The organism is Aerosakkonema sp. BLCC-F183 (genome assembly GCF_041929145.1).
Classification (GTDB): Bacteria; Cyanobacteriota; Cyanobacteriia; order Cyanobacteriales; family Aerosakkonemataceae; genus Aerosakkonema.
On record NZ_JBHFNU010000124.1, the window covers coordinates 1 to 22,413 of the forward strand.

At 44.6% G+C, this 22,413-nt stretch carries 30 protein-coding genes; 10 read left to right on the forward strand and 20 right to left on the reverse strand.

The genetic code is table 11. From position 1 onward, the window contains the following. Window positions 1-310, forward strand: a 310-nt coding sequence (locus ACE1CD_RS35680) for a hypothetical protein (protein ID WP_374827800.1), incomplete at its 5' end; no start/stop codon positions are given. 358 nt (window positions 311-668) lie between these two features. On the opposite strand, the gene ACE1CD_RS35685 is transcribed toward ACE1CD_RS35680, so the two are convergent. From ACE1CD_RS35685 to ACE1CD_RS35695, 3 genes are all read right to left on the reverse strand, one after another. Further along, complete coding sequence (locus ACE1CD_RS35685) at window positions 669-1,127, reverse strand: type II toxin-antitoxin system VapC family toxin (protein WP_374792012.1); 459 nt, start codon at window positions 1,125-1,127, stop codon at window positions 669-671. Between the two features lies 1 nt (window position 1,128). After that, window positions 1,129-1,338 carry a hypothetical protein gene (locus ACE1CD_RS35690; RefSeq protein WP_374792010.1) on the reverse strand — a complete coding sequence of 70 codons (210 nt, stop codon included), beginning with the start codon at window positions 1,336-1,338 and terminating at the stop codon, window positions 1,129-1,131. Between the two features lie 72 nt (window positions 1,339-1,410). After that, a complete protein-coding gene (locus ACE1CD_RS35695; RefSeq protein WP_374792008.1) occupies window positions 1,411-1,503 on the reverse strand; it encodes a type II toxin-antitoxin system ParD family antitoxin in 93 nt (30 codons plus the stop codon). Window positions 1,504-1,545: 42 nt separating this feature from the next. Between ACE1CD_RS35695 and ACE1CD_RS35700 the strand changes: the two genes are divergently transcribed. Together ACE1CD_RS35700 and ACE1CD_RS35705 are read left to right on the forward strand one after the other, a co-directional pair. Next, window positions 1,546-1,743: a hypothetical protein gene (locus ACE1CD_RS35700; RefSeq protein WP_374792006.1), complete on the forward strand. Its 198-nt coding sequence runs from the start codon at window positions 1,546-1,548 to the stop codon at window positions 1,741-1,743. A 37-nt stretch (window positions 1,744-1,780) separates the two neighbouring features. Next, window positions 1,781-2,059 carry a hypothetical protein gene (locus ACE1CD_RS35705; RefSeq protein WP_374827801.1) on the forward strand — a complete coding sequence of 93 codons (279 nt, stop codon included), beginning with the start codon at window positions 1,781-1,783 and terminating at the stop codon, window positions 2,057-2,059. 269 nt (window positions 2,060-2,328) lie between these two features. Here the strand turns inward: ACE1CD_RS35705 and ACE1CD_RS35710 are convergent, their stop codons facing one another. Then, window positions 2,329-3,138, reverse strand: a complete 810-nt coding sequence (locus ACE1CD_RS35710; RefSeq protein ID WP_374792002.1) for a carbon-nitrogen hydrolase family protein — start codon at window positions 3,136-3,138, stop codon at window positions 2,329-2,331. On the opposite strand from ACE1CD_RS35710, the gene ACE1CD_RS35715 reads away from it, so the two are divergent. The 3 genes from ACE1CD_RS35715 to ACE1CD_RS35725 all read left to right on the forward strand — a co-directional run bounded on the left by ACE1CD_RS35715 (window position 3,129) and on the right by ACE1CD_RS35725 (window position 5,014). After that, a complete protein-coding gene (locus ACE1CD_RS35715; RefSeq protein ID WP_374792000.1) occupies window positions 3,129-3,293 on the forward strand; it encodes a hypothetical protein in 165 nt (54 codons plus the stop codon). The genes ACE1CD_RS35710 and ACE1CD_RS35715 overlap by 10 nt on opposite strands. Before the next feature lie 656 nt (window positions 3,294-3,949). After that, window positions 3,950-4,441 carry an SMC-Scp complex subunit ScpB gene (scpB, locus tag ACE1CD_RS35720; RefSeq protein WP_374791998.1) on the forward strand — a complete coding sequence of 164 codons (492 nt, stop codon included), beginning with the start codon at window positions 3,950-3,952 and terminating at the stop codon, window positions 4,439-4,441. Window positions 4,442-4,645: 204 nt separating this feature from the next. Then, entirely contained in the window at window positions 4,646-5,014 is a 369-nt protein-coding gene (locus tag ACE1CD_RS35725) for a DUF760 domain-containing protein (protein WP_374791996.1), read from the forward strand. 163 nt (window positions 5,015-5,177) lie between these two features. Here the strand turns inward: ACE1CD_RS35725 and ACE1CD_RS35730 are convergent, their stop codons facing one another. Then, a complete protein-coding gene (locus tag ACE1CD_RS35730; RefSeq protein ID WP_374791994.1) occupies window positions 5,178-6,380 on the reverse strand; it encodes an HhoA/HhoB/HtrA family serine endopeptidase in 1,203 nt (400 codons plus the stop codon). Between the two features lie 185 nt (window positions 6,381-6,565). Here ACE1CD_RS35730 and ACE1CD_RS35735 point away from each other — a divergent pair, with 185 nt between their 5' ends. Beyond that, window positions 6,566-7,489: a LysM peptidoglycan-binding domain-containing M23 family metallopeptidase gene (locus ACE1CD_RS35735; RefSeq protein WP_374791991.1), complete on the forward strand. Its 924-nt coding sequence runs from the start codon at window positions 6,566-6,568 to the stop codon at window positions 7,487-7,489. Between the two features lie 92 nt (window positions 7,490-7,581). On the opposite strand, the gene glgA is transcribed toward ACE1CD_RS35735, so the two are convergent. Both glgA and hemC read right to left on the reverse strand, forming a co-directional pair. Continuing rightward, the gene (gene glgA, locus ACE1CD_RS35740; RefSeq protein ID WP_374791990.1) at window positions 7,582-9,018 is read right to left on the reverse strand and encodes a glycogen synthase GlgA; all 1,437 of its coding nucleotides are present in this window, start codon (window positions 9,016-9,018) and stop codon (window positions 7,582-7,584) included. 177 nt (window positions 9,019-9,195) lie between these two features. Then, entirely contained in the window at window positions 9,196-10,158 is a 963-nt protein-coding gene (gene hemC / locus ACE1CD_RS35745; RefSeq protein WP_374791988.1) for a hydroxymethylbilane synthase, read from the reverse strand. A gap of 112 nt (window positions 10,159-10,270) precedes the next feature. Between hemC and ACE1CD_RS35750 the strand changes: the two genes are divergently transcribed. Then, complete coding sequence (locus ACE1CD_RS35750) at window positions 10,271-11,113, forward strand: Uma2 family endonuclease (RefSeq protein WP_374827876.1); 843 nt, start codon at window positions 10,271-10,273, stop codon at window positions 11,111-11,113. Between the two features lie 110 nt (window positions 11,114-11,223). Here the strand turns inward: ACE1CD_RS35750 and ACE1CD_RS35755 are convergent, their stop codons facing one another. From ACE1CD_RS35755 to ACE1CD_RS35780, 6 genes are all read right to left on the reverse strand, one after another. Continuing rightward, a complete protein-coding gene (locus tag ACE1CD_RS35755) occupies window positions 11,224-11,649 on the reverse strand; it encodes a type II toxin-antitoxin system VapC family toxin (RefSeq protein ID WP_374827802.1) in 426 nt (141 codons plus the stop codon). Next, window positions 11,646-11,882, reverse strand: a complete 237-nt coding sequence (locus ACE1CD_RS35760) for a type II toxin-antitoxin system Phd/YefM family antitoxin (RefSeq protein WP_374827803.1) — start codon at window positions 11,880-11,882, stop codon at window positions 11,646-11,648. The genes ACE1CD_RS35755 and ACE1CD_RS35760 overlap by 4 nt, the downstream gene beginning before the upstream one ends. 87 nt (window positions 11,883-11,969) lie before the next feature. Beyond that, the gene (locus ACE1CD_RS35765) at window positions 11,970-12,767 is read right to left on the reverse strand and encodes a hypothetical protein (RefSeq protein ID WP_374827804.1); all 798 of its coding nucleotides are present in this window, start codon (window positions 12,765-12,767) and stop codon (window positions 11,970-11,972) included. Window positions 12,768-12,967: 200 nt separating this feature from the next. Next, window positions 12,968-13,492 (reverse strand): hypothetical protein, encoded by a 525-nt coding sequence (locus ACE1CD_RS35770; protein ID WP_374827805.1) that lies wholly within the window; start codon window positions 13,490-13,492, stop codon window positions 12,968-12,970. A 106-nt stretch (window positions 13,493-13,598) separates the two neighbouring features. After that, on the reverse strand, window positions 13,599-14,027 hold the full coding sequence (locus ACE1CD_RS35775) for a lysozyme inhibitor LprI family protein (RefSeq protein ID WP_374827806.1): 429 nt from the start codon (window positions 14,025-14,027) through the stop codon (window positions 13,599-13,601). A 30-nt stretch (window positions 14,028-14,057) separates the two neighbouring features. Continuing rightward, entirely contained in the window at window positions 14,058-14,537 is a 480-nt protein-coding gene (locus tag ACE1CD_RS35780) for a DUF3598 family protein (RefSeq protein WP_374791977.1), read from the reverse strand. Between the two features lie 155 nt (window positions 14,538-14,692). Between ACE1CD_RS35780 and ACE1CD_RS35785 the strand changes: the two genes are divergently transcribed. Further along, window positions 14,693-15,778 (forward strand): alpha-hydroxy acid oxidase, encoded by a 1,086-nt coding sequence (locus tag ACE1CD_RS35785; protein ID WP_374827807.1) that lies wholly within the window; start codon window positions 14,693-14,695, stop codon window positions 15,776-15,778. Window positions 15,779-15,995: 217 nt separating this feature from the next. Further along, window positions 15,996-16,304 carry an RNA recognition motif domain-containing protein gene (locus ACE1CD_RS35790; RefSeq protein ID WP_374791973.1) on the forward strand — a complete coding sequence of 103 codons (309 nt, stop codon included), beginning with the start codon at window positions 15,996-15,998 and terminating at the stop codon, window positions 16,302-16,304. A 228-nt stretch (window positions 16,305-16,532) separates the two neighbouring features. On the opposite strand, the gene ACE1CD_RS35795 is transcribed toward ACE1CD_RS35790, so the two are convergent. The 7 genes from ACE1CD_RS35795 to ACE1CD_RS35825 form a co-directional block, all read right to left on the reverse strand. After that, window positions 16,533-17,168 carry a ThiF family adenylyltransferase gene (locus ACE1CD_RS35795; protein WP_374791971.1) on the reverse strand — a complete coding sequence of 212 codons (636 nt, stop codon included), beginning with the start codon at window positions 17,166-17,168 and terminating at the stop codon, window positions 16,533-16,535. Between the two features lie 207 nt (window positions 17,169-17,375). Beyond that, the gene (locus ACE1CD_RS35800) at window positions 17,376-18,230 is read right to left on the reverse strand and encodes a hypothetical protein (RefSeq protein ID WP_374791969.1); all 855 of its coding nucleotides are present in this window, start codon (window positions 18,228-18,230) and stop codon (window positions 17,376-17,378) included. Between the two features lie 138 nt (window positions 18,231-18,368). After that, entirely contained in the window at window positions 18,369-19,574 is a 1,206-nt protein-coding gene (locus tag ACE1CD_RS35805) for an AAA family ATPase (protein WP_374791967.1), read from the reverse strand. 140 nt (window positions 19,575-19,714) lie between these two features. Beyond that, window positions 19,715-20,155 carry a bis(5'-nucleosyl)-tetraphosphatase gene (locus ACE1CD_RS35810; RefSeq protein WP_374827808.1) on the reverse strand — a complete coding sequence of 147 codons (441 nt, stop codon included), beginning with the start codon at window positions 20,153-20,155 and terminating at the stop codon, window positions 19,715-19,717. A 16-nt stretch (window positions 20,156-20,171) separates the two neighbouring features. Beyond that, window positions 20,172-20,717, reverse strand: coding sequence for an RNA 2'-phosphotransferase (locus tag ACE1CD_RS35815; protein WP_374827809.1), 546 nt, complete (start codon window positions 20,715-20,717; stop codon window positions 20,172-20,174). A gap of 70 nt (window positions 20,718-20,787) precedes the next feature. Further along, complete coding sequence (locus tag ACE1CD_RS35820; RefSeq protein ID WP_374827810.1) at window positions 20,788-21,339, reverse strand: hypothetical protein; 552 nt, start codon at window positions 21,337-21,339, stop codon at window positions 20,788-20,790. A gap of 230 nt (window positions 21,340-21,569) precedes the next feature. Continuing rightward, window positions 21,570-22,394 (reverse strand): hypothetical protein, encoded by an 825-nt coding sequence (locus tag ACE1CD_RS35825; RefSeq protein ID WP_374827812.1) that lies wholly within the window; start codon window positions 22,392-22,394, stop codon window positions 21,570-21,572. Window positions 22,395-22,413: the final 19 nt, after the last annotated feature.

Consider the following 22,413-nt stretch of genomic DNA (forward strand, 5'->3'; position numbering starts at 1 on the left):
ATACGACCAACTTACCACCGACGGACTCACCCAATGGCATCCCGCTTTTCTCGCTTTGGGTAAATCCTTAGACGAATGCGCGAAAAAATATCGCGGTTTCTGTCAAAGATATAAACCCCAACCAAAAGCCAAAAAACCCGCTGCTTGGGGAAGTAAAATGTTACCCCAATTGCCGAAAATCATATCTAGGAAATCTTCATCCGGTCAATTACCTTTGTCTGGGATATGGTCATCGAGAGATAATTATATAGAAGAAGTAGCTAACCAATTTATCACCGCTAATCAATTTAATGTGGTGGCGATATTATAAGATTTTGCAGAAGGCAAAGGGGTATAGCATTAGTGAGAACTGTCGAAAAACTAGAAGGAAGGGAAGGGAAAAATAGTCGGGAAAAAGATGGAAACAAACCCTTGACAGCTTAATTTTTTTTTGTTATGCTGAAGTCGATAAGGAAGAACTATCGTGTAATATTTGAAAGAAAAAATAATTATATAAAAGATACACTAAAAAAGGGAAAATAGTCCAGCAGCACTTTAAACAGACATAAACAATTGTTTGTTTATCGTTCGACAAGATCTCTCATGCGATCGCCATCACCAAATATCCCATCTTTTTCTTCCTTGTTGTCATGCGATCGCCGACTCAACTAAGAAGCGATCGTTTTTAACTAATCAGCTAACACAGACGGCGGCCCAACAATTCTAATTCCATCAGGTTGGAATACTCGCCAATCTTCAATATCGTAAGTGTAAACCTCGTTAACGCCTGCAACTAAAGCAGTAGCAGCGTGTCTTGCATCGTGAATGCGACGAGCAGTTAACCTTCGATTTGACGCAATTTCTAACATTTTTAACGTCGCCTGCAAATTAGTTGGTAAAACAACAATTGCCGATGGCGGCTCTACCAAAAGACGAGCCGCTTGACTAGCAACCTCCGGTGTTTGGGGAGGTTGAGCGCCTATCCAAGTCAGTGCAGCATATACTTCACTCAACACACCAGCAGATGTACAAGCACCAAATTCACCCCGTCGAGCCGCTTCTACAATTGGACGCGCTTCCGCATGGCGAGGATCGCCACTTAGCAAAGCGCCGATGAAAATTCCTGCATCTAAAAATACTAAAGTCATGTCAATGCTTGTAAACTTCCTCTTTCCATCCTTGCGGTACATACCCATCCAATATGGGTAATGGCGCTAGTTCAACTTTCGCTTGTACGATTAGCGATTCACCGTTGGGAAATTGCACTGCGATCGCAGATTTTTGTCGTAACAAGCTCAAAAAATCTTCTCCTGAAATGTTTCTTACGCTTTCAATAGTAATGATTTGTTCGACGTTCATTCAATTCTCCTTTACTTTTGCTGCAAAACTTGTCGCAATTACGCATTAATTAGTTAACTTCGCTCATTACCCCTAGCTCTTCACTGTACTGTAACCACCGTTGGCTACCTGTTGTTCTACATAAGTTCGCATTGCGTCTGGCAGAGAAATGTTGATGCTTTTCACATTCGTTACTCGATCGACTTCACTTTTATAGTATGGCAGGTTTTGCCATTTTCTGCCAAATTCAGTTGTAGGCGATATGCCTACCTGGAATTAATTGAAGTGCGAATACCAACGGCAGGCTACGCCAACGCTACTTCAAATAAATTCTATGCGATCGCGCATTTCCTCAATTCCAAATCCCTTCTTAAGCTTTCAGCGACAGATGTAAGTCTGCCATTAGGCGATCGCATGATAAAATGAATGTAAATTCAATTAACAGCGATCGCTCTAAAAAACTATGACAGATGAAGAATTGAAGCAACTCGTTGCCAGCAATGCTCGCGCTATCCAAGCACTCACTGATACAGTCAATACCTTTGCTGATAGAGTTTCGGAATCCATAGAACAGGCGCAAGCTGAGCGAGAAGAACTCCGTCAAGCAACTATAGGTATTGCTAATCTGCTGGCTTCTCTCGACCAAGATCGTCCTACAATCCTCAGAAAGTTAACAGCAATTGAGAACAAAGTCGATCGAATTTTGGCAAGAGAAAATCGCGATCGAACTGTCGATAGCTAGCGAGGAAGTGAGTATAATTAAAGGAGGTAATAACTCCGACTATTCAGGAGGAGGCAAATATGCAAATTAAAAGCAACACCAAAATTCATTCTACTGGACTGGCGTTCTAGGCGATGCAGTTGATTTACATTATCAAAAAATATGACTTTTTGATTATTAGCAAAACGATTTTGGTTGTCTTAAAGAAACCCGGTTTCTAGCCGAAACCGGGTTTCTTTTTACCTTCAATCACCTCAAAATGGCTGTATTTAGGGTGGGAAAAAATATGGTTAGAAAACCCGGTGTTGCAGAGAAGGCATTTGACGGCGCACTTGTTCGAGGCGAATGGGATTGATTTCTGCGATCGCCACTCCGGGTTTGTCCCCAGCATCGGCTAAAATAGTACCCCAAGGGTCAACAATTATGGCGTGTCCGTGGGTGTGGCGCATCCCGTAGTGATTCCCAGTTTGCGCTGGTGCGATGACGTAACACGTATTTTCGATCGCTCTGGCTTGAATTAATACTTGCCAGTGATCCTTACCAGTGTAAGCTGTGAAAGCTGCTGGCACAAACAGCACATCGGCTCCCATTTGAGATAAGTGACGGTAAAGTTCCGGGAAGCGGACATCGTAGCACACGGAAAGTCCCAAATTTCCCAACTCTTTGGTGGGAGCGACAGGCGGTATGCGGTTTCCAGCCATCACTGTGCTGGATTCTCGGTACGTGTTGCCGTCGGGTAAGTTAACGTCAAATAAGTGAACTTTTTCGTAACGGGCTAGCTCTTGACCGCTGGGGTCGATCAGGAGGGCAGTGTTGTAAAATTTACCAGTACTGACGGGAACAGGAAAGCCACCGCCCAAGATAGTGACTTGGAAGCGTTGCGCCATTGTTTTGAGAAATTTTTCGCTACTCTGGGCAATAACTTCCGCTTGGGCAATTTTGTCTTTCTCTTCTCCCATAAAAGCAAAGTTTTCCGGCAAACACACCAACTCCGCACCCCGTCCTTTGGCAAGTTCAATTAATTCTTCTGCCTGAACCAGGTTTTTTTGCAGGTCAGGTACGCTAGTCATTTGAATGGCGGCGGCGATATATGACTTCATCGGTAAAGCTTGAAATTTTGCAGGACAGCCTATTCAAAATATATCTTTCTATGGGTATTTGCGGACAGCAAACTCAACCGCTAATGAATATTTGCGATCGCGCCATTATTTCAGTCTATTTTGTTACGCAAATTAATATTTCCCATTGCGGCTAAAATTATGCTTCTCGATCTGTGCTTTGATTAGCTAGAAGTGGTTTTGTTATGTCTATATCAAAAAAAGTCATTTATGTCAATATTATAAATGGATCGTTTTTCGTTAATTTGGTAGGATGAAATATTGATATTGACAGAGAGCAGGATCGAACTGGTATGATGGTTCGCACCTCTAATTGTAAATATATCTTTGTTGGACTTACCGCAAGAAAACTAAATTTAAAAGTAAAAAAATTGAAAATAGGAAAATATATTTGCTATCGTATTTAAATTGGCAGCCACCATCATAAAATAATACACTTATGGGAAAATTATAGATAAAAAATAGATGTCACTAAAACCTTGCCAAAATTGATATTAAAATCGAGAAGCTTTTTTGGTATAAATACTGAAGACGTGCAGGCAAGACAAATATCGAGAGATTCTATCCGGAATAATGACATAGCAATTCAAAAAAGTCAAAAATATCTTGAGCGCTTAATGTGATTTTTTGTCACTCAGTCGTTAATCCAATACTGCATTGACAAACTTGACACAGGAGTAGAACCAAGGCGCATTATTAGTGCTATAATCGGTTTAGCAAGGGTCAAACAATCCTACTATCCTAGACGCAAATTAACCCATTTGCAATTGGCAATTTTTAATTTTTAATAGTTATGTCGGATCGTTTGGCAACCAAGATTGAAGCAATTCTCTACTTAAAAGGACAGCCTCTTTCCATTGCAGCGATCGCCGAGTATGCTGGATGCAGCAAGGCCAAAGCTCAGGACGCGCTGCTAGAACTCGTCGCTGACTACGCTCATCGAGACAGCGCCTTGGAAGTTGTGGAAACTCCGGAGGGTTACAGCTTGCAACTGCGGACAACTTTCCAGGAATTAATGCAAAATTTAATACCGCCAGAATTAGGGGTGGGAGCTTTGCGAACGCTGGCAGCGATCGCCCTCAAAGGGCCAATATCCCAAACGGAATTAGTCGATCTACGGGGTTCTGGAGCTTATCAGCAAGTCCAGGAACTCGTCGAACTGGGGTATATTCGGAAACGGCGACAGGCAGATGGAAGGTCTTATTGGCTACAAGTGACAGAGAAGTTTCATCAGTATTTTCAAATCGACCAGCTGCCGCAACTGAATGGAGCGAAGGAAGCTTAAGGAATTAGGGGATTTGCGGGTAAAATTGCTGATTCAGTGTATTTTGCTACTCTTATCTTCCTTTAGCTTCCTCCCGCTTCTCCTCAAACCTACTTTTGGCGAAGAAAAGAGTAAAGCTGGTAAATGCACGAGTTTTGGCCCCCAAAAGCTGCCAACACATCAGGATCGTTTAGATTAGAAGTAAGTCAAATATTTAGGAGCCTCATGGTCTTTAATCCTGACTATTTAAATTCCGGCACAGAAGACGTTCAAGCCAACCCCCTGCTGACATATCTCCAGCACCAACCTCCAGAGGTTTTAGCACGTGTAGCAAAGGCGGTTAGTCCAGAAATCAAGCAAATTATTTCTCACAACGTTCAAGGGCTGGTCGGGATGTTACCGGGCGATCATTTTAATGTTCAGATTACGACAGACCGCGAAAACTTAGCAGGTTTGCTAGCTTCAGCAATGATGACAGGTTATTTCCTCCGTCAGATGGAGCAACGGATGCAGCTAGAGGAAAGTTTGTTAGGTTCTCAGTCCCTGTCGCGAGACTCAGGTATCAGCGAAAGAGCCAGCGATTCTGAGGCTTGAGCTTAGCAAAGCCAAAAACCGACTGGGCGTCAACTAATTTTAGATTGACCCCACCCATAAAGGGATGGGGCTGAGAGAGTTAGATTGATATTGGTTGCAAAAACTAGGTATAAACCGAATCATTGCCAATCAAAAATCTAAAATCGCAGTCTATAATTGTAGGCTACTCAGTGGGAAAAGCACCGGTCTGGACTTGAATTTTTTGAATTTGACCGTTGCGGTTTATTTCTAGTTCTAAATTGCCTCCAACAGTAGTGGATTCCACTATTTGCTGAACTTCAGACGGCTCTCTAACGGGTATGCCTGCAACTTTTTGAATGATATCGCCCTGACGCAAAAGAGCGCGATCGGCAGGTGAGTTTTCGACGACGCGCACAATCAAAACGCCTTTATCTTGAGAAATGTTAATATTTGTATCTCGACCGATCTGTTCTTTTACGGCTGGGTTAAGACCTACCATTTGAATTCCCAAATAAGGATGTTCCGCACGACCTTTCGCAAACAGCTGATTGGCGATTCGCTGTGCGGTTTGAATGGGGATAGCAAATCCCAGTCCTTGGGCACCAGCGCGAATAGCGGTATTGATACCGATAACTTCGCCGCGATCGTTTAAAAGCGGGCCACCAGAATTACCGGGGTTGATAGCGGCATCGGTTTGGATAAAATTAACGCGCTTATCTGGAACGCCGACCTGAGAACTAGAGCGACCGATCGCACTGATAATACCCACAGTAACAGTATTATCCAAACCGAGAGGATTGCCGATCGCGATCGCCCACTGACCCGGAACCAGATTTTGAGAATCACCCAACTTCACAGCAGGCAAATTTTTGGCCTGAATCTTCACAACCGCTATATCAGTAAGCGGGTCAACACCAATCACCCGACCGTCCAACGAGCGACCGTCCTTGAGAGTTATTTTGACAGTATCTGCCCCTGCTACTACATGAGCATTGGTAATTAAGCGACCATCATCGCTGAGAATAAATCCAGAACCGGTACCGCGTTCTACCCGTTCTTCCGGTGCTGTTGGCATTTCATTACCAAAAAACCCCCTGAAGAAGGGGTTTTGAAAAACGTCGGGCAATCTACTTTCCACCCTCCGAGCGGCATCGATGCGTACCACCGCAGGGCCTACCTTTTTAACAGCCTCTGCAATAAAGTTACCGTTGTCGGTGGGAATTCCATCTATTCTCGGTGCAGGATTTTCCTGGGTCTGGAGAAGCTGTTGTTGCGGAGGCGATGCCAAAGAGATTTCCTTGAAACCATTCTCTGTTTGGAGATAGCGGCTCCCCAACACTCCTACGCCGCCACCAATACTTAGCAACGTTAAATAAAGAGTCAGTTGTTTAAAAGTTAAACTCATGGTCGTCAGGCTAAACGACAGTTTCACAAGCGATAAATCTACTGTAGCCTTTTCTCACGATGACCTTCACAAATCGGCTGTTGTTTTTGGTGTAAAATCTTTACAATACATCAACTACAGCCAGTTGCTAGAGTTTAAATTTTTTAACAAAATACCGATCGCACCCTCTTTTACTAATTGAGTTCATGGCTCTTCATCGTTGGTTTCCACTGCTATCAATACTTTTGTGGCTGACTGTTACCGTATCGGGAGCCAAAGCCGATCCGGAATTAGCAGCAGCTAAAAACGATAATTGCCCCCAGCCAGCGTTGGAGCGCTTGAAGAAACATATAGTTGCTGCGGGTGAGACGATCGAAAGTATCGCCAGCAAATACGACCTCATTCCGGCTACGCTAATGGGTATGAATCCCAGTTTGAGGCAAGGTGAGGCTCGCGTTGGCAGCGAAATTATCATTCCTCCTTACAACGGCATCGCCGTAGAAGTTCCTGAAGGTAAAACTTGGCGCGACTTAGCCGCAGGTTACAATGTCCGCCCCGCCGTAGTATACGAAGTCAATGGCTGCGAAGAAAATCCCAGAGTAGTGTTTTTACCGGGAGTAAATTGGTCTCCTGAAGGTGCTGATGTTGAATTTGAAAGCGTCTTGAAAGGCTATCCTTTACCATCACAAGCAACAGTGGGTTTTGCCTTCGGCTGGAATCTTCATCCTATTACTCGTAAAGTAGTCTTTCACGGCGGTGTAGACTTGCTGGCAGAGCCAGGAACGCCAGTTCTTGCCGCTGGCGACGGCATAGTAGCTTTTGCGGGCGAAAGAGGAGATTACGGCAACTTAGTAGTTATAAATCATCAGGAAGGCCAACAAACTCGTTACGCGCACCTAGATACGATCGCAGTGTCCGCAGGTCAGAGGATTCAACAAGGTATGCAGTTGGGAACAGTCGGTTCTACAGGCTTCCCCGACATCGAACTTCCCCATCTGCATTTTGAAGTCAGGTATAACTCTGATTTAGGTTGGGTAGCAGAAGACCCAAAACGTTACTTACAGGCGACGACACGGCAAGGAAATGCCATGTTTTCCCGGCAACAAAGAATACAAGTAGAGCAGCATTAATTAGGGGTGTAGGGAAGGAAAAAAGAAATGCGCCCTACACCCCACACACTCTCCGATCGCTCAAAGATGACGGGAAAAGTCAGCGATGTGTATTATGGAGTCGATACTTTTGCTAGTTGTTGCTGCGGCTCTGGCGGCTGTTCCTCTGGGGACGAGCTAGAGTCAACCAGAGAACGGTACAAATTGTCATACTCCTGAGCGGATTTATCCCAGCTGAAGTCCATCCTCATGGCCCGCTGTTGCAATTCGTACCAATCTTTCTTGTACCGGAAACTCTCCCACGTCCGCACCATAGACGTATAAAGGTCTAGAGGTTCATAGCGATCGAAACAGAAACCCGTACCTACATGGTTCATGGGGTCGTGGTGGGAGACGGTATCGACTAAGCCGCCAGTACGACGGACAATGGGTACGCAACCGTAGCGCATCGCCATCATTTGACTGATGCCGCAAGGCTCGAAGCGACTGGGCATCAGGAAAGCATCCGTACCCGCGTAAATACGTCTGGCTAAGGCGTCGCTTTGGAGGATATAAGCTGACATCCGACCGCGATAACGAGTGGCAATCTGCCACATTTGATTTTCGTAGTAGGGATCGCCCAAGCCTAACACAACGAATTGTGCATCGGTGTAGGCCATGAAGCGGTCTAGCACCTGAATGATCAAATCGATCCCCTTCTGTTCTACTAAGCGGGAAATCAAACCGATCAAAAAGCAGTTGGCATTCACCTCTAAGCCCAATTCTTCTTGCAGGGCTACCTTGTTGGCGCGACGCTGGTCGAGAGTATCGGCGGTAAAGTTTTTGGTCAGGTGTTTGTCCGTGGCGGGGTCGTATATGTGGGTATCGATGCCGTTGAGGATACCGCTTAACTTGCCGCTGACGTAGGATAACAAGCCTTCCAACTGTTCCCCATAGGCAGGTGTTTTAATCTGATCGGCGTAAGTGGGGGAAACAGTGTTGACGCGATCGGCATGGTGAATGGCCGCGCTCATTGTATTATGACCTTGCATATACCAAGGGCACCAAGTCATCTGCTCTAAACGCCAGCGCCACGGCCCTTGATAAGCTAGGTTGTGAATTGTAAAGATAGTTTTGATATCCGGGTCTTCCTGCATCCACACCGGAATCATGCCTGTGTGCCAGTCGTGGCAGTGGATGATGTCTGGTTTCCAGTAGTTCCAGGCAAACTCAGCTGCACCATTGGCAAATAAGGTGAACCGCCAGTCTTCATCTTCTCCGTAGTAGATGCGGCGCGGCCAGAAGGAGGGATGACCAAACAGGTACAACGGTACATCGCTATTTGGAAAGACCGTTTCGTAAACAGCGAAGTTTTGTAACATCGCTGTGCCATACCAAATAGGCGATTTCGGTACGTCTATTTTGTCGGGCATAAAGCCATAGTAGGGCATGAAGATCCGGACATCATGCCCCATTTTTTTCAGGACTTTGGGTAAGGCACCGACGACATCCCCCATGCCGCCTACTTTAGCCAGGGGTGCTGCTTCAGCTGCAACAAATAGAATCCGCATCTTATTTTCGCGTTCCCTGCAATGGTTTGTTACATAATACCGAGTCACGGGATCGATGACACGCTTTCTTGGCAAGGAGGTTTTGATTGCCTGCTATGCTGAAAAAGAGCGGCCATCTTGCCTAACTAATACGGTTACAGGGCGGGATTATCTTTGCCCACCCCACAAGATATTAATTCACTCTTGTCTCACTTCGGCAAAAATTTGCTCTAAAATTGTTTGGGCTCCTTGTTGCCGCAAGCGCTGTGCCAGTTCGATGCCTAATTTTTCCGCGTCGATCGCAGCTCCGCTAACGCTATCCTTGATTAATTGCTGTCCGTCTAAGCTGGCGACCATACCTGTGAGGGTGAGGGTGTCGCCTTCGATTTGGGTGTTAACGCCGATCGGTACTTGACAGCCGCCTTCCAGTTCTCGTAAAAAGGCTCGCTCTGCATAGCAGCGTTGCGCTGTAGCTGTGTGTTCTAATACTTTGATTAACGATAGCACTTCGGTGTCCCCGTCACGGCATTCGATCCCTAAAGCTCCTTGTCCGACGGCGTGGAGGGAAATTTCGGCGGGGATGACTTGGTGAATGCGATCGCTCATTCCCAATCTTTGCAACCCGGCTACCGCTAAAATAATGGCGTCGAATTCGCCTGCATCCAGTTTAGCCAGTCGCGTGTTCAAGTTACCCCGAATATCTTTAAATGTCAGATGGGGATAGTGGTGACGCAGTTGCGCCAGTCGTCGCAGGGAAGATGTTCCCACTACTGCACCCGCTGGCAAGGTGTCGATTTGTTTGTCTTTGTGCTTTTCGTGGACTACCAAGGCGTCTGCTGGGTTTTCCCGTTCCGTGACGCAGCCTAAAATCAAGCCTTCTGGCAAATTGGTGGGTAAGTCTTTCAGGGAATGCACAGCAAAGTCTGTCTCGTTGTTGAGCATTCCCACTTCGAGTTCTTTGGTAAAGAGTCCCTTATCGCCAATTTTGGCTAGGGCGACATCAAGTATCTTGTCGCCTTGGGTACTCATGGTGTGGACTTCAAAGGTGATGTCGGGGAAGTGTTTCTGGAGTTGTTCTTGCACCCAGTAGGTTTGCACTAGGGCGAGTTGGCTTTTGCGCGAACCGATGCGTATTGTGCGGGTAGGAGCGGAAACTGACATAAAGAAGTGTTGTCAAAGGAGCGTGTAAAGTCACCCAATCTAGGCTACCGCAGACTGGGACTTCTATATTAGAAATTGCAGACGTTCGCTACCACAGAAAGTGAGTATACCTATTTTTCGGTTGAAGTATCCCGTCGAACAAAGCGATCCGCCTCTTTCTCCCAGAGAAACTCTGCCCACGATGTTCGATCTACCTAGCGAAGATCCGGAGGAACCCGGTTTGCCTGACGAGTTTCACGATTTGCAACCGCAATTGCTGAGTTTCACTTTCCGTCCGCACAACTATTTCCCCGATCGCGTCTTTTGCGGTAGTGACATGAACTTATATTACGATGTTCATCACCAAAATTGGTACAAACGACCGGATTGGTTTGGAGTTGTGGGAGTGCCGAGGCTTTATGATGAGCGAGATTTACGTTTGAGTTATGTGATTTGGCAAGAAGGAATTAGTCCTTTTGCAGTTGTGGAATTGCTCTCTCCCGGTACTGAGAATGAAGATTTGGGAGAAACGACAAGTGAGGTTAATAAACCCCCTGTGAAATGGGATGTTTACGAGCGCATTTTGCGCGTGCCTTACTATGTGGTGTTTAATCGTTATACCGATCGGTTACGCGCATTTTCTCTCACATCCGGTCGTTATCAGGAATTAATTTTGACCGAACCGAGAGTTTGGATGCGCGAGTTGGAATTGGGTTTGGGATTGTGGCAAGGAGAATATCAAGGAATTAATCGTCTGTGGTTGCGTTGGTATGATGCTGAAGGTAACTGGATTTTGACTGATGCTGAGGCGGCACAGCAGCAAGCAGAAATGGAGCAAGAGCGTGCCGAAGTAGCCGAACGACTAACCCAGGAAGCCGAACAACGTGCTTCTGAAGCCGAACAACGTGCTTCTGAAGCTGAACAACGCGCAGAATATTTAGCGCGGCGTTTGCGAGAGTTAGGGATAGAACCGTAGTATTTAGCTATAGGGGTAATTTCTGAATTATCCCGAAAGCTAGTGCGATCGCTTTTAGTGAGGAGATAGATTTATTTGAAGAGTGCGATCGCTAAAAAAATTGAATTACTTTATGGTGTAATTAATTGAACTGCTATTCCCAAAACATTAGCTGCTTCCGCGAGTGTTTCGTCAGCTGTTACCAAACGCAAATCGTTTGTGGCGGCAATTGCTAAATGTATAGCATCAAGAGTGCGTAAAGCCGTATCGAAACGCGCAATCCACTCACGCGCTTGCTGATAGTGAATTGGTTGTAATGGTATACGGGTATAGAAACCGCCGTCCAGGTGAATTTGAAATTGCTCGGCTATTTCTCTTGCTTGCTCTTGCGATATTTCCCTCATTCGCACTCGGCGAGATAATGCGGAAAACATTTCTACTTCAACTAGCTGACTCAACGCTGCTTGCTCTTCTATTGCCAGTAACTCCCGAATAGCGATACTGAGAGCTTCTGGCAAGTAGAAAGGAACGATAACACTGGTGTCTAAATAAATCAATAGCGTTCCTCTTGCCTTAGCTTAATTACTGTTTGACTCATTGGTTCACCCTTTATCTGAATAGAAGCGCGAAATTTATCCATTTTGGCTAACCATTCCTCCTTTGTGAGTGGCGGAACTAATCTGGCTACTACTTTTCCATCTTGCCAGAGGCTCACTTCTTCTCCTTTTGCTACTTGTTCTAGGATAGCTTGGAGGTTTTGACTGGCTTCTTCAACGGTAATTTTAGACATTGTATCAGTGGTAATGGTACATCTTCAAGGGTACAGCAGGAGATGTGGGGATCGACCAGTGCGATCGCACGAACAGAGAAGATAGAGTCAAGGTTGGCGGGGTATCGCAGCTGGTTTTGCCCTTTTTATCATATCCTCGAAATCCTCGCGAATATAATTATATATAGTTCCTCCTTTTTCGCAGACAAATGTTGGAATTTTAACGCCTCGTTCTCGGCGATGGGTAACCATTGCAACAACAGCTATATCGTTAAAACGATAAAAACTAAAAAAAGGAATACCTTCACAAAAATATACATCTATTTTTGCGCCATTGGGCTTTCTTAAATTTTGAAAGAAATCTGCCGTCTCTTCTATCCTTTTTTTTAATTCTTTTTCCTCAATACAAAACAGTCTGCTTAATTCACCTAGCACAAATGGATCATTGTTATCTGGCAAAACAAGGCGAATACAGACTTCTTTTTTTGATGCTAATTCCTTTAATTCGCTTGTGTAAGTCCTAGACCAAGTTCGACCATAAGTAAAGAATATGTCGAGTTCCCTGACTCCCTCAAAATAGGCTTTCCAATTAAGGCTTGTAATATTATCCCATTCGGTAATTTTAACTATTCCAGCCTTTTGAAATTCTTGAGAAAGGTTAACCTTGGCTAATACCTCATCTAAAAACGCTCTTTTTGCTGCCATATCCCAAACAAAACTGAGCGCTCCAGCAGTAAATATTGCTCCTCCTAAGTTTTGGATAAGATTCTGAGGTATTTTCCAATTTTCCCCCCAATCTTTCTGTGCAGAAACACATAAAAAGCCAAATCCAACAACAACCATTATAATAGACGAATTTAAAACCAGCAGGTTTACTTTTTCTTTGAGAAGCTTAAGGTAATCCATAGCTATCCCCAATCGGTTCAGTTTTCGTTAGGGATATTCAAGCGTACTTACCTCATATCCGGACAATTATAAAAAAATTACTTTATTATTTTTACATAAGGAATTATAATAGCGGCTTCCACTCGGATGAAGTACACCCCAGAAACCCGGTTTCACAGTAGTTACCGGGTTTCTTTGTATTTCAGTATCGCGCAATGAATTTAACGTCTGCCAGCTTGGATTGCAGAATTTGCTATTTGCACAGTTTCTGCTTCTCGTCCGTTTTTAATGGATACTCGATAGAGGACTCCCTGATTTTGCCATTCGACTGACGCTGTGCAATATGCACCGCAACCGTTGTGAAAAATGCCTCTGGTTCTACCCGCTAATTGGATATGTTTAAATGTTCTGGTTGTACCTTGCATTGGTGTGATAAATTGCCCGCCTTTTTCGGCGTCGATCGCTCCCATATTGCAAGCTGTTGTGCCCTGACAATTGGGAGTATAATCGAAGAAGACGACGTAGCTATTTCTTGTCGCTTGGGTATTAAAGTAAAATCTATCTGACGAGGGAATGCTGCTGGGAATAAATATCGGTATTTGGGTTTTATTTTTGATTTTGGCGAGGATTTGACGAGTGGGTACTGTAGTATTCGATCGCTGAGCGATCGCATTTTGTGGGAGATAGAAATTAGCGGCTGCCATAGTAAGGACGAGCGCAGAAGTGGCGATAAGTTTGTTGAACATTTGTTTAATTTAGTATAATATGTTGGTACGCTTTCCGGGCGGTGATGAGGTGCGATCGCTTACGAAATTGTATGCGATCGTTACCTCAACAGCAAAGAGCGAAAAATTATCTATTATTTACGGCTTCTAAATATCCCTCTAAATCTTTTGTACGCTGCTCTGTGACAGTCGCCAAACAATTACCGTAAATCGTGGGAGCCATTGTTCCTCCCTCAACTTCGCTTCGTTCAAACACACAACTCGCATCGCGAAACTTTATCCAAGCTTGCTGTGCGGCAACTAATTTTTGTTTTCGCGCCGCTGCTAACTTGGGAAGCAATTGTTGGTAAACTTGATTTAATTTTCTATCTGCATTTCGATAGGATATGCCAGCACAAGCATTCATTTCGCTTTGAGTTTGAGGGTTGTTGCAGTTAGGTTGTTGAGCTACTGGCACGCCTGATGTTTTAGGTGCTGCACCTACCACACTCAAGGCGATACTTAGCAAACCAATCACAGATGCTAAACTTACTATTGGCAATAAAGACTTTGACATAGCCTAATTTTAGGTTCATGTAATTCTAATTCAGCACTCAACTTTGTGTTCTACAATCATCAAACCACCTTTAAATTTGCCATCCAATGTATATCCTTGACTTGTGCGTATACAATTATTTTCATCGCTCAGGACGATGGTTTCGATGCCAATTAATACTCCAGTCGCCTTGTCCCAAATCCGGAAAATAATTGTGTTTTCGCTATATTCTTCTGCAAGCGTAGCGAAGTTAGAAAAAGGAGGCTCTGAACTTTCAATTTTGATTGCGCCGACACCCGCCACCATTCCGACAAAATTTTGGGTGACAGTTTTACCGTCAGCATATTGATAAGTGTTGGTTTGGAACCATTGATTATCAATTATCTTTTTAGTGACAACACCTGTGAAACGTTCGATTTCTTTACCGTCTGCATCCAGGCGTATCCATTTTCCTTGCCAAACTCCGACGTGTTTGGAAAAGACTTTAAAATTCTCTAGCTGTGGCTGAGTGGCGGGATCGGAAGTAGACATATAAATATCTGCTTTGCCAATGGCATCTTGTTTGCGCTAATCTCAATTTAGCGCCTAAAAAGACTTTGAGCTAGTCCCTCATCTGGGGAATAGGGAGGTTCTAGTTTGAGCGATGCAGAGGGCTGATGCGCGATCGCATTCTTTGATAGCTACAGATGACTGCTTCTATTCAACCGATAAATCTATTTGAGTACGAAACGCTAGCTGCCCAGCATCTGTCTCAGATGGCGCTGGACTACTACGCCAGCGGTGCGTGGGACGAAATTACGCTGCGAGATAACCGTGCGGCATTTGAACGGTATAAACTGCGTCCCCGAATGTTGGTGGATGTGAGTCAGCGAGATTTAAGTACTACTGTACTGGGTCGATCGCTCAAAATGCCAATTTTGGTTGCGCCGATGGCTTTTCAGTGTTTGGCGCATCCAGAAGGAGAAATTGCGACTGCCAAAGCTGTGCGTCAACTGGGTACGGTAATGGTGCTGAGTACCTTAGCAACCAAGAGTGTGGAGGAAGTTGCCAAAATAGATTGTCTGCGGTGGTTTCAATTATATGTGCATCGGGATAGGGGTTTGACAAAGGCACTGGTGGAACGAGCAAGCCAAGCTGGTTTTCAGGCGCTTTGCTTGACTGTGGATGCGCCTGTTTTGGGACGGCGGGAGAAAGATCGGCGCAATCAATTTGTTTTGCCATCGGGTATGGCATTGGCAAACCTTGTTAATATAGCAGATTTAGAGATTTCTTTCAAAGCAGGTGAATCGGGTTTGTTTACCTATTTTTTAGAGCAGCTGAATCCAGCACTAACTTGGAAAGATTTAGAGTGGTTACAATCAATTTCGCATCTACCTTTAGTAGTAAAAGGAATATTGCGAGGAGACGATGCTATGCGAGCAGTGGAACATGGAGCCAAAGCAGTAATTGTTTCCAATCATGGGGGGAGACAATTGGATGGATCGATCGCATCGATCGATGCTTTGAGTGAAGTTGTTGCTGCTGTCGGGGACAAAGTAGATGTACTTGTCGATGGGGGTATCCGTCGCGGCACAGATATTATTAAAGCGTTGGCTTTGGGTGCAAAAGCAGTATTGTTGGGACGCCCTGTCTTATGGGGATTAGCTGTTGGTGGAGAAGCTGGTGTTGGCCACGTCCTGGAACTGTTACGAGATGAACTGGATGTGGCAATGGCTTTGAGCGGTTGCCCTAAATTGCAGGATCTTGACCCCAGTTTGGTGGTGCGGTTGTAGAGATCGGAAGTGCAAATACTTACGCCACTTATACCAATCCGACATCACCCAAAATAGGAAATTTTGGTTTGGAAAAGCTCTTAGTTTTAACTTTTGTGCTAAACTATATCTTAACAGTTGGATTCGGTGCAGTGTTTGTTGTTGGTATGAAGAGAAATATTGACAGGAATCTCTCCGAATTTCAATGTTTACGTTCGTCTGATTTCGGAGATATTCCATGTCTATTTACGTAGGCAACCTATCCTACCAAGTTACTCAAGATGACCTAAGCAGAGTTTTTGCAGATTACGGCACCGTGAAGCGGGTTCAGATACCCGTTGACCGCGAGACAGGTCGCTCTCGCGGATTTGGTTTTGTGGAAATGGCAACAGATGCTGAAGAAGCAGCTGCCATTGAAGCTCTTGATGGTGCTGAATGGATGGGTCGCGATCTAAAAGTTAATAAAGCAAAGCCTCGCGAAGATAGAAAACCTTCTGCTGCTGGCTGGGGAAACAACAGTCGTGGCGACTCTCGCCGACGCTACTAAAGTGCTTCGAGTTCTTGCGCGGGAAAGCGGGTAAGCAGATAGGCGCAAAACAGAGGGGCAACCTCTACACTATATATGTCCGATCGTTGCTCGGTTACCGCGATTAGCAATTAGCAATCTTGCAGCCTACCAAAATAGAATGGTATAAAACTGAGTTTGCTGTTATATCCTTTTTAGTTAAACAGTCCTGTAGTTAGGATAGACTACAGGACTTTTTGAATTCGATCGCTAGGCAAATGGTTTAATTGCCAAGTCCCCCAAGGTGATCGTAAAACTCCGTTGCTGTTGTGTCGCAACAAAGGTAATCATCACTTCGCAGGCGACAGCGACTGTCAGGATAACCAAATTACGCGCTAGGGGATAATCGCACACATCGTCGTTTGCGGGAGAGGGGACGCGGTAAAGTTCGTTCCAAATTACTTCGCCGTAATCTCCACCTAATCCGACGTGAAGACAAGGCAGTTTGGCACTTTCACAATAGTCTTTTACAGCTTGACGAGCAACGCTATTATCAAAAGTATCGATAACTAAAGATGTGCCGTTGAGTAATTGTGCTGCATTGGTAGATGTTAACTCTTTTGAGTGTGCGTCTGCATTGACTCCCAAGGCGCGGTAGAGTGAATTTGCCAGCATCTTGGCTTTGAAAGCACCAATATCGGAACGATAGTATGGTTGGGTGGAAAGATTGCGTTCCTCGATGCGATCGCGATCGATTACCTTCAGTTTACCAAAACCCGATCGCGCTAAACTTTCGGCAATATTTGCACCCAAAGCACCCGCGCCGCAGATGGTGATTGCAAAGTCGCGTATTTGTGCCATTACCTCAGATGTGCGATAGCGTTGTTCGTGAAAAAAAATAGACATAGAAAGTCAAAAGTCAAAAGTCAAAAGTCAAAAATAAGAGGGAGAGGAAGAGGGAGAGGGGAAGTCTAATCGTAGGATGGGTTAGGCACGGGCGATAATTTCAGGACTTTCGATCGATAATTTAGTTCCCGTGCCGTAACCCACCATCACACGGTTTCTTTGCGTAAGTCCTAAAGTCAAAAGTTAAAAGTCAAAAGGTGGATGTTTTTATGCCATTTCCTCATCATTTCGCCTTTCGATGACGCCAACAAGGGATTGTAAATCAAAGTCGCGATCGCGTCCGCTCAAACAAATGCCAGAACTAACAACAGTGAGGTCATTTTTGGAAATAGCAGAACTGTGAAATTCGCCATCAGCAGTAGTCCATTCAACTAACCAATGGTCGTCGCGATCTCGAAATTCGCGCAACTCGCCGCCGCCTTGCCGTAATGCCGCAGCTAAACGTTTTTCATCCTGCTTTTGCTGCATTTTGGCAGCAAATTCTTTTTGCTGCTGCGCCACCAAATCGTAGATTGTACGCATTTCTGGGGTTACCCCTTTGAAGCGCAATTCCGCTGGCGAAATCACTTTTTTCAGTGCTTCTTTTAGTTGTTCTGTTACTAGCGGATCGGCACGGCGATCGCACTCATCGAACCACCACGAACCGCCATCCCAACGCGCAATTATCTGCTCAAAAGTTGCCGCATCGTTCACCAAATGTACGGCCACAGGTTTGGCAATCCCAAAACGCTGTTTGGCATCAGATTCGTTAACTGGATACGCTAGCCAACTTTTTCCTCGCAAAACATAGGCTAACCGCAGACGCATCGGTTGCAACAGCTTGAGATATTCCGCTAATTGCGGTAAATTGGGTTCGTCAATTACCTCAGCGATTTTATCATCGACTGGCTGAAAAATACCCCATCCTTCAAAATTGTGCGGTTTGGGTGCAAAATTATAAATTATGTTGGCAACTTTTGTTCTTACCAATCCGCCACGCACGCAGGGTGCGATAAATTGGCGATCGCGCAACTGGTTTTCTTGTGCAGAAATTTGCTTAAGGATTTTGCGGATATCTGCCACTGACTTTTTCCTTGTAATTTAGAAAGTGGTATTTACTTTTCAACAAAAATCCGAGCCTAAATACATTAGACATCTCCAAAAATTATTGTGGGGTAGGCATCCTGCCTGCCTTTAAGATTCTTTTGGAGGAGATGTCTATTAGACAAATCGATGCACAAATTCATAGATGAAATCAACCCTACCTTTGCGTAAAACTGCCGGATCTAATCTTTCCGTTGTGTTGCAAGTCATCAATACAACTAACTTTTGCTGTGCCTGAATACCGCCTTCCTCTATGACACTTTGATACAAAGTACCATCCAACAAACTCAAAATATGTTCGGTTTTGTTATTGTATTGAGCCGCCTCGCTACCTCGATCTTGCGCTAAGTTATCCGCTTCGTTAATAATCAGACAAATTCGCTCTAAGTAACTCGGAGGTACAAAATTTTCCACCGCATCGTGATCCAGGATAAAAATTACGTATCCCAGCGGCATTAATATTTCTTTTGCTACCGCCTGAGTCCATGCGGTTTTACCTGTTCCCGGTTCGCCATGTACGAGAACAGCTAACTGATTTTGGTCGAGAATTGCCTGCTGTATTTGATCGGTAAAAGTTTGGATATCGGCGGGAAAACTCTTAATGAGAAACTGGCTGTGAATTTGTCCGACACGGCTTTTATAGCCGCTCAGCATCACTGCTAAATTGTAAGTAGCTTTGTTAATTAGGGGCGCTAAATTATTAGACATAATGCTATAATATTTGCGTCCCTTTTCATAACTGTCTACTTGCAACCAAACTTCATACTTAGACCAGTACGCATAAATTGTTCCTAATGTTTCCAGCCGATCCCAGTTAACAAAGCGAGCTACTGGGTAATAGTAATAACGCTCCATATAATACTGGGTAATCACATCGGGACGACCCAATAAATCCAGTATTTTGAGGACAGTAATTTCCTGTAAGCGGTTGAGGACGTAATCAATGGGAATGCTTTCCCGGCTGACTGTTTGCGCGATCGGAGTTTCGGTATTCAGAACTTCTTTACAGCGATAATTAGGGGCGAGGGGTTCGGGGGTGACGTAATTCCAAAATTCATCTACTTTGTATCGCGTATTTTCAGAAAAAACATTTAATAAATTCGCCCACCAGGTATATTCGTTGCGACCCATCGCATCGGCAATATCGCTAGCTACAGCTAGCGCCTTCTGACTTAGCTGCCAAGAATCCTGAGATAAAAGATGCCAGAAAAAATCCCAGTTGAACTGCCGGGATAAGGGTCTCCAACCAGATCCGAGTAAGCCTTTTGCTTGGGGATTTTGATTTACGGGAGCGTCGTCGTTGTTAAAATATCCTGACCCCATAATTTTAATTTGTCGATCCTGGTTTTCCTAATTTTAAATGAACTTTTTTGTCGATTTTTAGAGCAAGTTTATGAGACATTTCCAAAAATTCTTGTGGGGTAGGCATCCTGCCTGCCGAGATTATTTTTTGAAGATGTTTATTAGACAATAATTTTAGCTCCCTTTTCACGAAAATATGTTTCTAGTTGTGCTAGTAGTGGATCGATAGTTTTTTTCTGGATTGTATGAGGTGGTTTCCATTTTACCCATTTATAACCGCTGTGTTCGCTGAGTTTGATCTTGACTTTTTGTTTGAGCCATCCCAGAAATATCACCACTGTTTTGTTGACTGTTTCACCGTTATATCTTTCGGCGGATCTTAGGTAGCTAGTGGTGAAGCGAAATTCGCGATCGAGATCTAAATCGCTAGCGGCAATACCAGTTTCCTCATGCAATTCCCGGAGGGCGCAACTCCACTCATCTTCTCCAGGTTCCATATGACCTTTTGGTAAGTCGTAGCGATGGGGTTTCTGCATGAGCAAAAAACTTAACTGGGGTTCAGTACGCATCACAATTATGCCGCAGGATTTAATTTGTTCCATAGTTGCACTCACTCAATTATATCTGCTTGAGATATGCGGGCGGAACATTATCCACTAGCCAAACTCCATTATCAGAACAGTAAAATGCGTAACCATCCCGGTGCATTCCGGCGGCGTCTACCGCAAAAACTACTGGGTTTCCGTGCCGTTTGCCCACTGCTTTTGCTGTAGCAATATCTGTCGATAGATGGACGTGGTGTCGTGACATTTTGTTAAGCCCGTTTTTCAGAATGGACTCGACGGTGCGATGTCCTGTACCGTGGTATAGCACATTTGGCGGAAGAGTGGGTTCTAACTGCAAATCAATTTCAACACTATGCCCTTGATTGGCTCGAATTAAAGTGCCTGTGCTGTCGAAGGAAAAACGTTTTTTGTTGTTTTTGGCGACTACTTCATACAACTGGGGGCGGGAGATGGGAAAGTTGTGCTTTGCAGAAGCGCGTAGCAGTTCATCTACGGAAACCCAGCCTCCTTCTGTAAGTGTGATGCCAATTTCTTCGGGAGTGTGACGTAAGTATTTGCTGAGATATTTGCTGATTTTAATTAAGCGAGAATCGTTCATAAGCCAGCCATTTTATTTTACATTACCAGTTTAACAAGAGGCTCTGCCTCATCTGTATCGAGATATAATACTAAGAAGGCCAATCATTTTCCAGGTATCGCTTGATTAAACTTGCGTGTGATAAAGGCTTTGATAAATTATCTAGGTCGCAGTTAGTTTCGTAGTCTAATAATAATAATGTCTTGTCTGCACTAAGCTGTTGAATTTGAGAGAGAAAGCTCTGAAGGCAATTTTCCAACACCCATTTATATGAGGGTAGATAGATGGCGCGACGCGCTTCTGCGTAAGATAATAATCGCTCTCCTGTTAATCCAGCGCGATGACCCAGCACTTTTCCGTGAGTGCGTTGCGTGCGCTTGATACCTTTCATGTTAGTTATCATCAGTTTGCTAGGGTCTACATCGGCTGACTCGAAAACTTTTAATCCTTGCCAGATGCCTTCGACTGTCATGCTAAAATATCCTGACGAAAAGGGAACGGGAATGTTACCGTGAGGATAAAATGGGCTGAATCGAATCCAAGGTTCCGAACCGCGAGAGGTAACGTCAATAATAGTAGCTTCTCCATAGTGTTTGCGTAAGTTATCGATCGAGGTGCGGCGACTTTTCACAATTACTGGCATAGTTTATGCGGCTATCTCCCATCGCTCAAAGACGCGCAAGTGTTTGTTTTATAGTGTACTACAATTCAGGGTGAAAAGATTTGCGATCGCAGTTCGATGGAAGTGCAGCCCAGAAACCCGGTTTTTTTTTGGATAAACCGCCCAGAAACCCGGTTTCTCGAAGAAACCGGGTTTCTTCGTAGTTTCTTCGTAGCGCCGGAAAGCACCCACAAGCCCTTGCTGCAAATGGCTTATATTGTCACTTGCAAAGAATCTTGAAGAATTGCGATCGTTTCTCGTGCGTAACGAACGGTGCGGGCTACATTTCTGGCATTTTCGGGAGTCAGTGCGTAATCGCCGGAGTGGGTAACTGCGTGACGTAAAGATTCCACCTCTTTTAGTTTTTTTCTAGCCGCACTTTTGTTTGGAAACGCACCGAGATTGAGGGCTGCATCCCGCTTATCGCAAAATTCGGTAACGCTGGCTTTATCCATTGCCATATTGTCGTTTTTCCACGCAATCCATCTCTGTTCAATTATAGTCGATCGACTCTCAGAAAGAGTTGCCAGCCATTCGTTTTGGTCTGGATATTTTCGTCGCAACCACTCTGCTAAAAGTAGTTCGACGCAAGTAATTAATGCGAATAGCACGGGACGGACAGCGAATTTTTGCAAGTCGCTGAGAGTAACAATACCAACGATGCGTTTGCCATGAAGGATTAAGCGGAAAGGTTGATTGTCGGCATCTTCGATAAAGGAAAGCAGACTGGCGTTAGCGGAAATGATGATTGATTCATCGATTTTTTGCATGACTTCGCCAACGGATATTTCCACTTTATCAAAGCTGGAAATTTGGCGATGAAAAACGCCGACGATGTTGTCGCAATCGCTAACAGGAATATAATCAAATTCTTCTAATTCCGGATTTGCCAAAACAAATTCTACTGTTTCATTTATATGGCAGGTTTTGAGGTCAAATGTGGCAATTAGGGCGATGTGCATCCCCACTTCTAGGGCAGAAAGTGCTTGATTTACACCTCCAGCTAAGGGGAAACTAGCCCAAGGTTTTACAGTCATCTTTCTTCACTCCCTAATT